Annotated in this window: 13 protein-coding genes; 9 read left to right on the plus strand and 4 right to left on the minus strand. The window is 41.3% G+C overall.

From position 1 onward, the window contains the following. The first annotated feature begins 11 nt into the window (after positions 1–11). The 3 genes from leuC to QQJ93_RS10985 all read left to right on the plus strand — a co-directional run bounded on the left by leuC (position 12) and on the right by QQJ93_RS10985 (position 3110). Complete coding sequence (gene leuC / locus QQJ93_RS10975; protein ID WP_089122183.1) at positions 12–1430, plus strand: 3-isopropylmalate dehydratase large subunit; 1419 nt, start codon at positions 12–14, stop codon at positions 1428–1430. Positions 1431–1440: 10 nt separating this feature from the next. Then, positions 1441–2061, plus strand: a complete 621-nt coding sequence (gene leuD / locus QQJ93_RS10980; protein WP_089122182.1) for a 3-isopropylmalate dehydratase small subunit — start codon at positions 1441–1443, stop codon at positions 2059–2061. A gap of 269 nt (positions 2062–2330) precedes the next feature. Beyond that, the gene (locus tag QQJ93_RS10985) at positions 2331–3110 is read left to right on the plus strand and encodes a DUF547 domain-containing protein (RefSeq protein ID WP_089122181.1); all 780 of its coding nucleotides are present in this window, start codon (positions 2331–2333) and stop codon (positions 3108–3110) included. A gap of 17 nt (positions 3111–3127) precedes the next feature. Here QQJ93_RS10985 and djlA read toward each other — a convergent pair whose 3' ends face one another. Continuing rightward, positions 3128–3970 (minus strand): co-chaperone DjlA, encoded by an 843-nt coding sequence (djlA, locus tag QQJ93_RS10990; protein WP_089122180.1) that lies wholly within the window; start codon positions 3968–3970, stop codon positions 3128–3130. Positions 3971–4429: 459 nt separating this feature from the next. Here djlA and lptD point away from each other — a divergent pair, with 459 nt between their 5' ends. From lptD to QQJ93_RS11020, 6 genes are all read left to right on the plus strand, one after another. After that, positions 4430–6751 carry an LPS assembly protein LptD gene (gene lptD / locus QQJ93_RS10995; protein ID WP_089122179.1) on the plus strand — a complete coding sequence of 774 codons (2322 nt, stop codon included), beginning with the start codon at positions 4430–4432 and terminating at the stop codon, positions 6749–6751. Between the two features lie 85 nt (positions 6752–6836). Continuing rightward, on the plus strand, positions 6837–8132 hold the full coding sequence (surA, locus tag QQJ93_RS11000; protein ID WP_089122178.1) for a peptidylprolyl isomerase SurA: 1296 nt from the start codon (positions 6837–6839) through the stop codon (positions 8130–8132). Then, on the plus strand, positions 8129–9169 hold the full coding sequence (gene pdxA / locus QQJ93_RS11005) for a 4-hydroxythreonine-4-phosphate dehydrogenase PdxA (protein ID WP_431313593.1): 1041 nt from the start codon (positions 8129–8131) through the stop codon (positions 9167–9169). Before surA ends, pdxA begins: the two co-directional genes overlap by 4 nt. Then, positions 9166–9972 (plus strand): 16S rRNA (adenine(1518)-N(6)/adenine(1519)-N(6))-dimethyltransferase RsmA, encoded by an 807-nt coding sequence (gene rsmA / locus QQJ93_RS11010; RefSeq protein ID WP_089122177.1) that lies wholly within the window; start codon positions 9166–9168, stop codon positions 9970–9972. Before pdxA ends, rsmA begins: the two co-directional genes overlap by 4 nt. 176 nt (positions 9973–10148) lie before the next feature. Next, entirely contained in the window at positions 10149–10529 is a 381-nt protein-coding gene (apaG, locus tag QQJ93_RS11015; protein ID WP_089123526.1) for a Co2+/Mg2+ efflux protein ApaG, read from the plus strand. Between the two features lie 10 nt (positions 10530–10539). Next, positions 10540–11352, plus strand: coding sequence for a symmetrical bis(5'-nucleosyl)-tetraphosphatase (locus QQJ93_RS11020; RefSeq protein ID WP_089122176.1), 813 nt, complete (start codon positions 10540–10542; stop codon positions 11350–11352). Between the two features lie 170 nt (positions 11353–11522). On the opposite strand, the gene folA is transcribed toward QQJ93_RS11020, so the two are convergent. The 3 genes from folA to QQJ93_RS11035 are packed head-to-tail and all read right to left on the minus strand — an operon-like array spanning position 11523 to position 13248. After that, positions 11523–12005, minus strand: coding sequence for a type 3 dihydrofolate reductase (folA, locus tag QQJ93_RS11025; protein WP_160117463.1), 483 nt, complete (start codon positions 12003–12005; stop codon positions 11523–11525). An 11-nt stretch (positions 12006–12016) separates the two neighbouring features. Beyond that, positions 12017–12499, minus strand: a complete 483-nt coding sequence (locus QQJ93_RS11030; RefSeq protein WP_089122175.1) for a threonine/serine exporter family protein — start codon at positions 12497–12499, stop codon at positions 12017–12019. Next, entirely contained in the window at positions 12481–13248 is a 768-nt protein-coding gene (locus QQJ93_RS11035) for a threonine/serine exporter family protein (RefSeq protein ID WP_089122174.1), read from the minus strand. The genes QQJ93_RS11030 and QQJ93_RS11035 overlap by 19 nt, the downstream gene beginning before the upstream one ends. Positions 13249–13311 lie beyond the last annotated feature (63 nt).

Raw genomic sequence — 13311 nt, forward strand, 5'->3', positions numbered from 1 at the left:
GGTAGCTAGCAATGTCAAACTCAACATCAAAAACATTATATGAGAAAGTCTACGATGCTCACGTAGTCGTAGCCGCCCAAGGTGAAAATCCGATTTTATATATCGACCGTCATTTGGTACACGAAGTGACTTCACCGCAAGCATTTGATGGCTTACGCGAAAAAGGCCGCAAGGTACGCCAAGTCAGCAAAACCTTTGCCACTATGGATCACAACGTATCGACGACCACCAAAGATATTAATGCCTCTGGTGAAATGGCGCGCATTCAAATGCAAACCTTGATGAAAAACTGCTTAGATTTCGGTGTCACGCTGTACGATCTAAACCATAAATATCAAGGTATTGTGCATGTAATGGGGCCAGAACTTGGTATTACATTGCCAGGCATGACGATTGTTTGTGGTGACTCCCACACCGCCACTCATGGCGCATTTGGCTCATTGGCTTTCGGTATTGGTACTTCCGAAGTGGAGCATGTACTTGCGACTCAAACGCTAAAACAAGCCAAAGCTAAGACCATGAAAATCGAAGTCAAAGGCAAAGTCACCGAAGGCATCACAGCCAAAGATATTGTATTGGCGATTATCGGTAAAACCACCGCAGCTGGCGGAACCGGTTATGTAGTAGAGTTTTGCGGTGAAGCCATTACCGACCTGTCAATGGAAGGACGAATGACGGTTTGTAACATGGCGATTGAGCTAGGCGCAAAAGCAGGTCTCATTGCACCAGATCAAACTACTTTCGATTACATTAAAGATAAAAAGTTTGCTCCGAAAGGTTCAGAATTTGATGCGGCAGTAGAATACTGGAAAACGTTAAAATCTGATGATGATGCTCAATTTGACGCGGTAGTCACTCTAGATGCTTCAGAAATCAAACCACAAGTGACTTGGGGCACCAACCCAGGTCAAGTGATGTCGGTTGATGGCATTATTCCTAACCCTCAAGATTTCACCGATCCAGTCGAAAAAGCATCCGCACAAAAAGCATTGGCTTACATGGGATTAGAAGCCGGCAAAAGACTATCGGACTACACGGTAGATAAAGTATTTGTTGGTTCTTGTACTAACTCTCGCATTGAAGATATGCGCGCCGCGGCAGCCGTTGCTAAAGGACGTAAAGTCGCGCCAAATGTACAAGCCTTGATCGTACCGGGTTCAGAGCAAGTCAAAGCTCAAGCGGAACAAGAAGGTCTGGATAAAATCTTTATTGAAGCCGGTTTTGAATGGCGTTTACCAGGCTGTTCAATGTGTCTTGCAATGAACAATGATCGCCTAGGCCCACAAGAGCGCTGCGCGTCTACCAGTAACCGTAACTTTGAAGGTCGCCAAGGTCGTGATGGTCGCACCCATCTCGTTAGCCCAGCAATGGCGGCAGCAGCAGCGATTGCTGGTCACTTTGTCGATATCCGTTCACTAGAACAAGCCTAAGGAGCACGCTATGTCTCAAGACCCTAAACAGACAGGTTTTAAACAACATACTGGCCTAGTCGTGCCACTGGATATTGCTAACATTGATACGGATGCAATCATACCCAAACAGTTTCTACAAAAAGTCACTCGCTTAGGCTTTGGTCAGCATTTATTTCATGATTGGCGCTTTTTAGATGATGCGGGTAAACAACCTAATCCTGAGTTTGTAATGAATGCACCACGTTATCAAGGTGCAAGTATTTTACTAGCACGTGAAAACTTCGGCTGTGGTTCATCTCGTGAACACGCTCCTTGGGCACTTGCCGACTACGGTATTCAAGTGATGATCGCACCTAGCTTTGCTGACATTTTCTACGGTAATTCCATCAACAACCAGATGGTTCCGGTACGTTTAACCGAAAGTGAAGTTGATGAATTATTTGATTTTGTTCATAGCAATCAAGGCGCCCAAATTACGGTAGATTTAGAAGCGATGACAGTGTCGGCTAACGGCAAACAATATAGCTTTGAAATTGATGAATTCCGTCGTCATTGCTTGCTTAATGGCTTAGATAATATCGGTCTAACATTACAACATGCAGAGAAAATCACAGAGTTTGAAAATAACATTCCAAGCTTTTTGAAGTAGACAGGCAATATACCCAAAGTAATTGACGTTGCAGTGAGGTGGCAAGTGAATGAAGCCCTATGAGTTTAGCTTGGCTAAATAGTTGGGGCGAATAAACACTGTCAACAAAGCTTCACCTTCAAGTACGAAGGGGATAAACGCAATCATACTAGCCCAAATACTCAATAGGTATTTGGGCTTTTTTATAGCTAAAACCTAAAGTGAAAGTTCTAAGTATCTCTACAGGTCTCTTTCTTTATTGAGAATAATACCGAGATTGAAAAATGAATATGAAATACGTTTGGTTAATACTACTCGCCAGCTTGAGCTTCTTCTCCCATGCTGCCCCCAAAGCCGAATTGTGGCTCTATTGGAATAAAAGCAATGAAGCGAACTTACAAATGATCGATCATAGTGAATGGCAACACGTATTAGATAACAACCTATCTCAACAGGACTCTAATACTCTATTTGATTACAAACATATTAGCCCGACCGACCGACAGAGTTTACGGGATTATATCAATACGCTAACTAATCTTGATCCTCGCCAATTCAATAAAAGTGAACAATTTGCCTATTGGGTGAACTTATACAATGCAGCAACCGTTCAGCTTATTTTAGAACACTACCCCATTACTTCGATTACTAAACTCGGCGGCTTATTTTCATTTGGCCCTTGGGATCAAGATATCATCACCATTAATAACCAAGAATTAAGCCTTAACGATATTGAACATCGAATTCTTCGCCCTATTTGGCAAGACAAACGCATCCATTATGCGGTCAATTGTGCCAGTTTAGGCTGCCCTAATTTATCGACTAAAGCTTTTACCGCTGATAATACTCCATCGTTACTCAAAAAAGCTGAATTCGATTTCATCAACAGTAAAAAAGGCGTCAACATAACGGATGACAAGCTTGAGCTTTCTTCCATTTATGATTGGTATGCAGTGGATTTCGGCGGTGAACAAGGGGTATTGAACTACTTATCTCGCTTTAAGCCTGAGATACAAAAAATCAACAAAAAGCCCAGCTATCAATATAACTGGGCTCTCAACGAAAAGTAGATTGAAACTAGGTTGGATTAAAAACCTTTATTCTTCTTAACTAAATCATAAGCAGATTGAATTTCTTGCGCTTTTTGTTTCGCCACTTCCATCATTTCTGGTGGCAAACCTTTCGCGACTAACTTATCTGGGTGGTGCTCATTCATTAGCTTACGGTGAGCACGCTTGATCGTTTTCGCATCTGCACTTTTATCTACACCTAATAGTTCATAAGCATCATCCAATTGAGATGCTGTTGGGCCTTGCTGCCACTGACCACCGGATTGCTGACCTTGATGCTGATAACCACCAAAGCCACCACCTTGTTGAAAGCGAAATGCTGCTTCTTGCATACGTAAACGCTGTTGCAAATATTGCGCGGTAAAACCTAATTCTGATGCCACAACTTGCAAGACATTAATTTCACTAGGATGCAATGAACCATCAGCAAACGCAGCTGAAATCTGTAACTCTAAAAAAAACTGTAACAAATCACGTCGACGTCCCGCAGAAAAGCGCACTTTACGTAACGTGTCTTCTAATGGAAAGCTCGATTCTTTACCTTGTCGGAATGCTTCTTGGGCAATTTTTTTCTGCTCGCCAGTAAGGTTCATGCGATCCATCATGACAGAAGCTAATTGAATTTCTTCTTTAGTCACTTGTCCTTTAGCTTTCGCGACATGTCCCATAACGGCGTAAGCAGCTTGGAAAAATTCGGTTTGTCTTTCCGCTTGAGAAGGGCCAGTTCCAAATGCTGATTGGAATCCTTGTTGGCTACGACGAGCCTTATCAAATTGATGACCAATAAAGCAGCCAATGATCGCACCAGGAATATTCCCGATCATTGAGCCAAACAAAATACCCAGTAATTTACCTAACATATGTTGATTCCAAATCCCAAACTATGAATTTTTATTGTTAACTATTGTCTGTATAGTGTCGATTCTTGCAAGTTTCTTATATGATATACCCAAGTAACTTCAAGATGCGAGTTTCAGCAAGAATAAAACAAGCTTTAGGCAAGGCAAATTGAAGATGATCATAGTGATTCTATCTCTGTTCAATTTAACGTAGCATAGAGCTTGTTTTAACTTGCCCTTCGGGAGCTTCATTCAAACCTTTATGCCGCGTCAGATTGGTTTGAAAGGTGCCTACATTCCTTCGCCAATCTTCCTTGCCTAAAGGTTTGGATGATAGCTCTGAATTCTGCATCTTGAAGTCACTTGGGTATATAAAAATCTGTGTATATTTCGTCTTATTTCTGTAAATAACCTTTGTGTATACATAAGTATTATCAAAAACGACATTCACAACTAAGTTTCACAGGACAACTTTATTTCATGCTACCAATTTCTCGCACTTTTCTTGCCACGCTCATAAGTGCAGCCTTCCTACCTACTGCTTTCGCTGATGAAAGTAGTAGCGACAGTGTGCCGGAAATCGTCCCAGTAGATCAATGTATTGCTCCAGAAGAAAATTCAGCGGATCCAGCTCAAGAGACCGTCAATATCGAAGCGGATAGTATTCATGCTGAAGGAAAAGATAAAGCAGTATATCAAGGTGACGTTATTGTTACTCAAGGTCATAAAAAAATCACTGCTGATAAAGTGACACTCAATCAGAGCGAAAGTTCTGTCGTTGCTGATGGTAATGTGACGATGAATGATGGCCAAATTAAATCCACATCCAACCAAGCCAAGTCTGATTTTAAAGGCGAACGCATTGAACTGCATGACACAAAGTATCAATTACTTTGCCAACCTGCTCGCGGTGAAGCCACTTACATATTAAAAGATGGCCAAAGTATCTACACCATGGAAGATGGTTCATTAACCACTTGCCCTGAAGGCAATAAATCATGGCGTGTTAAAGCAACCAATATTGATATCGATAACGATGAAGAAGAAGCAACCTTTTACAATACCCGCTTTGAAATCTTAGATGTCCCTGTCTTTTACTGGCCGTACATTACCGTACCGATTGGTGATAAACGTAAAACCGGTTTTCTTTATCCATCGGGTGGCTATGATTCAAAAAATGGCTTGGAAATTAATGTTCCAATCTACTTTAACCTTGCACCACAATATGATTTAACGACTACCATTAATTACATGCAAAGACGTGGTGTACAGTTCGAAAATGAATTTAGATATTTAACCGATGGTTTTGGTACCGGTTCAATCGATTTTGAATATTTAAACGATGACGACTTATACAGCGATAAAGGTTCTCGTTGGGGGGTAAACTTCTCTCACGATGGTATTTACGATCGTCATTGGAAATTCTCTGTCGACTACTCTCGCGTTAGTGATAATGATTACTTTGCCGACCTTGATTCCAATATTGGTAATCGTGAAGATGGTCAATTATTGCAAGCGGGTGAAGTCTCTTATCGTACTGATTATTCTGATACCACGTTAAAAGTTCGTGACTTCCAAGTGCTCAGCTCGTCTCAGCCTTATCGGTTAATGCCACAACTACAATATGAGTACAACCGACCAAATGTGCTACCGCATATTGATATGGAGTGGAATAGCCATATTAGTCGCTTTGAGACCGATGACGATGACCTGCCTGATGCAACCCGTGTACATTTAGAACCTGGTGTAGTCGTACCTTTCTATGCACCGTGGGGGCAATTAACTTCTGAAGCGAAGTTGATGTATACCTACTATGACCAAGATCTAAAAGGTGGTTCAGCTGAATTTCAAACCAATGGCAATGGCGATACTTATCAATTAAAAGAAAATGCCAGCCGTACCGTGCCAGAATACCGTATGACCGGCACGCTATTTTTAGATAACAGCCAAAAATGGCTCGGTGGGTATACCCAAACTCTTGAACCTCGATTGCAATATTTGTACATCCCGGAAGTTAACCAAGATGATATTTATCAAGGTTATGATACAACTTTAATGCAGCTAGATTATTATGGGTTATTTCGTGATACGAGATACAGTAGTGTTGACTATATCGCTCCAGCCAATCAATTCAGTTATGGTGCTACCTCGCGCTTTTACGATGATAACTACAAAGAACGCTTCAATGTTTCAATAGGCCAAATCTACTACATCAACCCTGAAAGTGGTGAAGCTAATTTATCCGCTTGGGCGCTAGAGAATGAATGGAACATCAATGATGAATGGCTATTTAAAGGTGGCGTACAGTACGATGGCGATGCGTCTGAGCTACAACTGGCAAACAGTACCCTTGAATATAAGCTTCCGTGGGGCGGACACACTCAATTAAATTATCGCTATATTGCTAAAAGTTATATCGAAGATAATGCTACTAACCTAAATAATGTCGACCAATATACTCGTGATGGTATCTCTCAAGCAGGGATTGTTAATAGCTTTACTATCGCTCAACGTTGGAGTGTGCAAGCAGACTACTACCATGATCTGACCGAGCAAAGCATGTTAGAAAGCTTAGTTGGTGTGACTTATAACGATGATTGCTGGTTCTTAGGATTAACCTATTCTCGTCATATCATGAACTCAGGTGATGTTAGAAATGTCTACCCAGAACCTGGCCCAGAATATGAATCAAAAGTAAGCCTAAATATTGGCATTAAAGGCTTAGGACAAAGTGCAGGCGTAACCTACAGCGATGGCGGCAATGCACTAGGCTATGGCCGACCATTTAGCCTTGCTGACTAATGAACCGATAAGCCTGTCATGCTAACATTACAGGCTTACTCGTTTACTGTACTTAATTTATTGTACTTATTGGATATCAAAAATAATGAAGACATGGATTCCCGCATTACTTGGAATAATGAGTCTGTTTACGGCCTCAGCAACACTGTCTGCACCCCAACCTCTCAACCATGTGGTAGCAATAGTGAATGATGGCGTTATTTTACAAACAGATGTAGATACCGCGATAAAAACAGTACGAGCTAATGCACAAGACAAAAGCCAATCGCTTCCTGATAGCGATACCCTACAAGAACAAGTCCTTGAAAAGTTGGTATTAGATGAAATTCAATTACAAGAAGCCAAACGAATGGGCATTCAAATTGATGACCAACGTTTAGATCAAGCGATTGAAGGCATCGCCCAAGATAATAATCAGAGTTTGGAACAATTAAGGGCCTCTCTACAGCAACAAGGCATCACTTACCCAGTATTTCGTGAACAAATTCGTAAAGAAATGGCAATAAGTGAAGCCCGAAATGCTCAAGTTCGCCGTAGAGTGAATATTTCACCATCCGAAGTCGATACTCTGGCATCTATGTTGGCTGAACAAACCACACAAAATGTTGAATATAAAGTGTCTCAAATTCAACTACGCTTTGGTGATGATAAAGAAGCAACCGAACAACAAGCTCGTGAGTTAATTGAACGATTAAACCAAGGTGAAGACTTTTCTACTCTTGCTTATACCTACTCGAAAGGCCCAAAAGCTCTACAAGGTGGTGACTGGGGCTGGATGCGTAAAGAAGAAATGCCAACCATCTTTGCCGATGAAATTAGCACTCAAGGCAAAGGCGCAATCATTGGCCCATTCCGCAGTGGTGTTGGCTTTCATATTATGAAAATTGATGATGTTAAAGGTTTACAAACCGTTGCCGTTACCGAAGTCAATGCACAACACATATTGATTAAACCATCGATCATTTTAAGTGATGAAGGCGCGAAAGAAGAGCTCAATCGCTTGATTGATGAAGTCCAGTCGGGCAAGCGTACTTTTGGTGAGCTAGCTCAACAATACAGTCAAGATACAGGCTCAGCGGTAGCTGATGGCATTTTAGGTTATCAAACACCAGATACTTACGTACCTGAGTTTAAACATCAAGTTGAAACCTTACCAGTCAATCAAATCAGCGAACCCTTTAAAACGGTTCATGGTTGGCATATCGTTAAAGTACTAGATCGCCGTACGGTTGACCGCACAGAATCAGCGATGAAAAACCGCGCTTATCAAATATTATTCAAACGTAAATTCAACGAAGAAGCCGGTGCATGGTTACAAGAAATTCGTGCCAGTGCCTATGTTGAAATGTTAGATCAACAAGACGAGCAAGATGACCAATGAGTATTGAAAAAATGATAAACATTCGTCGTCTTGCAATCACTGCGGGTGAGCCTGCAGGCATTGGCCCTGATCTCGTATTAGCACTATCTCAATATGATTGGCCACATCAATTGGTAGTGTGCGCAGATAAACAGTTACTAACTGAACGTGCTGAGCAACTTGGGATTAACGTACAACTTCTAGACTATGACGCAGCACTTCCCGCTCAAGTGCAGCAAAAAGGCCAATTATACGTTGAAAATATTGCAGTTTCTCAACCGGTTGTGCCTGGTCAACTTAATGAAGCCAATGGCCACTATGTGTTACAGACCTTAGAGCGAGCTTGCCAAGGTAGTATGACGGGGGAATTTGATGCCATTGTCACAGGCCCTGTTCATAAAGGAGTGATTAATCGCGCTGGTGTTGCTTTTAGCGGCCATACAGAGTTCTTTGCGGAACGTTCAAATACTCCATTAGTAGTGATGATGTTAGCGACAGAGGGATTACGGGTAGCGCTTGTGACCACCCATATTCCTTTGGCCTATGTCAGCCAAGCAGTGACCGCTGAACGCCTTGAAAGTATCATTCGAATTTTGCATGCAGATTTAGTCAATAAATTTGGTATTGATAAACCTAATATCTACGTGTGTGGTCTTAACCCTCATGCGGGCGAAGATGGTTGTTTAGGGCGTGAAGAGATTGAAACCATTACGCCTACATTAGAAAAAATGCGTCAACAAGATGGCATGAATTTAGTTGGTCCACTACCGGCTGATACCATTTTCAATCAAAAATATTTAGAAAAAGCCGATACCGTATTGGCGATGTATCATGATCAAGGGTTACCCGTGCTAAAATACAAAGGCTTCGGTAATTCAGTCAATATTACCCTGGGGCTACCGTTTATCCGTACCTCAGTCGATCATGGTACTGCACTGGATCTAGCTGGCACAGGGAATGCCGATATAGGCAGTTTTTTAACTGCAATCACCCATGCTTTAGAACTGGTGGAAAGCTCAAAGCTACCAGAATCAAAGCAACAAGAGAGTAATCAATGAGTAATGATGTCCATCTAGGTCATAAAGCCCGTAAACGCTTTGGCCAAAACTTTTTAAATGATCCCTATATTATTGATGGTATTGTTTCTGCAATAAACCCACTTCCTGGACAAAACCTGGTTGAAATTGGCCCAGGCTTAGGTGCCATCACTGAGCCTGTTGGCCGTGAAGTTGATAAATTAACCGTTATCGAACTTGACCGCGATCTAGCTGAACGCCTAAGAAATCACCCAGAGTTATCCAGTAAGCTAACCATTCATGAAGGCGATGCAATGCGCTTTGACTTCAATGAATTAGTGAAGCCAAATAATAAGCTACGTATTTTCGGTAACTTACCTTACAACATCTCGACACCATTGATGTTCCACTTATTTGAATTTCATAAAGATATTCAAGACATGCACTTTATGCTGCAAAAAGAAGTGGTTAATCGTCTAGCGGCAGGTCCAGGCTCAAAAGCTTACGGTCGTTTAACGGTTATGGCTCAGTACTTCTGTAAAGTAATGCCAGTACTTGAAGTACCACCAACTGCATTTATACCACCACCGAAAGTTGATTCAGCGGTCGTACGTTTGATGCCTTATGAAGTATTACCTCATCCTGCCACTAGCTTGAAATGGTTAGATCGTGTGTGCCGTGAAGGTTTTAATCAACGTCGTAAAACGGTTAGGAACTGCTTCAAGAGCTTAGTGTCATCAGAAGAGTTAGAGCAATTGAATATAAGCCCAAGTGTGCGCCCTGAGAACTTAACTTTAGTGCAGTTTGTTGACTTGGCAAATTACCTTGATGCCAAAGATAAGTAATTCACTATACCCAAATGACTTCAAGATGCAGAATTCAAAGCCGAAACTTTCATCTTGAAGTTACTTAGGTATAAGCTTCAATTATCACTAAATAATAAAAATAAGAGCACGATAACGTGCTCTTATTTTACCTATACTATTCAACATCAATTCTCTAAGGATAGGAGAAATTTGTGATTCCACAACAACCACCAAGTATTACTTGTCAGATCCATACACGTTATATAGAAGAGCAATCTCAACCAGAAAAAAGTCGCTATATCTTTGCCTACACCATCACCATTCGTAATCTCAGCCAACAGTCTGTTCAACTGATCAGTCGTCGTTGGTTAATTACCGATGCTAACGGTAAACAATTAACCATTGAAGGCGATGGCGTAGTCGGTGAGCAACCAGTAATAGAGCCGATGCAAGAATATACTTATACCAGTGGTACCGCTTTAGAAACTCCACTAGGCGTTATGCAAGGTCACTATGTGATGCTGGATGAACAAAGTGAGCAATTTCTTGCTGAAGTCGCGCCATTTCGCATGGCTATTCCAAATATTTTAAATTAAGCGAGGTTTTGTGGCGACCTACATAGTTGGTGATATCCAAGGCTGTTTTGATGAATTACAAGCTCTACTAAAACAAGTCAATTTCAACTCGCAAGTTGATCAATTATGGTTGGCTGGAGATTTAGTTGCTCGCGGTCCCAAGTCATTAGAAACATTACGCTTTGTCAAAAGTTTAGGCAACTCAGCAAAATGCATCCTCGGCAATCATGACTTACACCTACTGGCGGTACATTTAGGTTACTTCAATGCCAAACCTAAAGACCAAACACTCCCTATACTACAAGCAACCGATCGCCAAGAATTAATCGATTGGCTACGTCAACAACCATTGATGGCAGAGCATGAAGAGTTTGTTATGTGTCATGCAGGAATTGCACCTAGTTGGGATCTCGCAACAGCTAGACAATCGAGCTTAGAAATCACTACTATTTTGCAAAGTGATGATTGGAGTTGGTTAATCAAAAATATGTACGCTAACCAACCCGTTCAATGGGATGCTAATTTACAAGGCATTGAGCGATACCGTTTTATTATCAATGCTTTCACTCGAATGCGATTTTGCGATCAACAGGGGCAACTAGAGATGGAGTGCAAACTTCCTCCCACTAAAGTCGACAATAGTAGCCTAGTGCCTTGGTTTAAAGTAAGCAAACGTATCTCATTGAATAAAACAGTCATTTTTGGCCATTGGGCCGCCTTAATGGGATGTCATGATCAAAAAGCAAATGTGATAGGGCTGGATACTGGTTGTGTGTGGGGAGAACATTTGTCTATGTTACGCTGGGAAGATAAGCAAATGTTCACTCAAGTAAGTCTACAATAATCCCTTTATATCCAAGTAACTTCAAGGTGCGAGTTTCAGCAAGATTAAAACCTTTATGTTCCGTCAGATTGAGTTGAAAGGTGCTTACATTCCTTCGCCAATCTTCCTTGCCCTAAAGGGTGGATGATAGCTCTGAATTCTTCATCTTGAAGTCACTTGGGTATAGACCATTAAACCTTTTCTAAACAAACAAAGCGCATGTTGTAGGCGTTTTTATCATCTTTGAGATATTCTTCCTGCTCAACGATTTGCCAATGATCTCCCCAGTCTGGAAATTGAGTATCACCTTCAATATCCGCATCAATAAAAGTTAAATAAAGACTATCGGCTTGAGGTAGGCAGAACTCGTAGATTGTGCCACCTCCGATAATCATCAATTCATCAAAATCACCAGCCACTTGCTTGGCTTGTTCTATACTGGTTACAGTAGTGACACCTTCAATAAAGAGTGAAGCATCTCTTGAAATCACAATATTTAAACGTCCCGGTAATGGTCGCCCAATCGATTCATAGGTCTTGCGGCCCATTACTATCGGCTTTCCCATTGTGCAGCGCTTAAACCAAGCAAAATCGGCAGGTAGGTGCCATGGCATTTGATTATCTTTACCGATAATACGATTATTTGCCATTGCGGCAATCATGCTAACCTTCACACTCAATCCTTTTAAATAATTGATTTTCTTCTATAAAATAACAATCCTGGCATTGCTAGACCTATTGCTAATCCTGCAATAATAAACATGGCTTGTAAGAAGTTATCGATCAAAATACTAAATAATTGTGCATCATAGCCATTTTGGTTTATTTCAACTAGAGCGATCATCGCTTTAAATGCATAAACTCCCGGTACCATAGGAATCATGGCAGCCACGGTAAAGACCTTTGGGTGCGCTAAAAAACGATGTGACCAATGAACCCCAACCATACTCACTATAGTTGCGGCAAAAAATGTTGCCCATTCAATAGGAATATTATAAGTCATTAATGCAAATCGAATTCCATGCCCTATCGCTCCTCCTAGTGCGCAATATTTTAGAGCTTTAACCGGAACATTAAATACCAAAGCAAAGCCAACGGCGGGAATAGCAGCAAGGGACATATCAGTAAGCAAAGCTATCAAAAAATCCATTATCTCACCCACACCCATGTCCCCGTTACTGTCATTGCTGCCACGATTCCTAAGCAAGTGGCAAAGGTCAATAAACTTGCCATGAAAAATCGAGCTATTCCCATATTTATATAACCTTTCAACATATCTGCAACAGAATTAATCAAAGGAAAACCAGGAACTAGCATCAGCACTGAAGATGCCATGGCGGTAAATGGAGCATTACCTAATTGGTGAATAACCGCTTGAGAGGAAATTACTGTGGTCACAAATGCTGTCACTGCAAAATTGACTAATGGGTTAAAGTTACGATGACCTACTTCTTGCCGAACAAACATGCCACAACAGGATGCAATAAAGGTAATCGCACATATCATGACATCCCCGCCAGCTAAACGAGCAAACGCAGCACAAGATAAGCCAATCATGAATAAAACCAACCAACGGTTATATCTAACGGGCTTAATTTGTTCGAGTTTCTGGAGAGCTAACCGATAATCAATAATTTTTCGCTCCAGCATAATACAGATTTGCTGAACTTCCGTAACAACCCTCATATTGATGCCACGATCAGGACAACGGCGGGCGGTAGTAATACAATGTTCATTCATAACAGTGGTTACCACTAATGAGCTGGCTGACATTGACACCTCAACATCCGTCATTCCACTTGCGAGCCCTAATCTTCGGGTTAAATCTCCGACTAAAGTACTTTCAGCCCCGTGTGCTAGAAGCATTTGACCTGCTTGAATAATCATCCGAGTAATTATTCGTTGTTTTTCATCCATAATTATATTCTCATCAATCCATTGATAATTAATTAACCTTTATTGCAGATAAGAGTTATCACA

The organism is Vibrio algivorus, assembly GCF_030161215.1.
In the GTDB taxonomy this organism is placed as follows: domain Bacteria; phylum Pseudomonadota; class Gammaproteobacteria; order Enterobacterales; family Vibrionaceae; genus Vibrio; species Vibrio algivorus.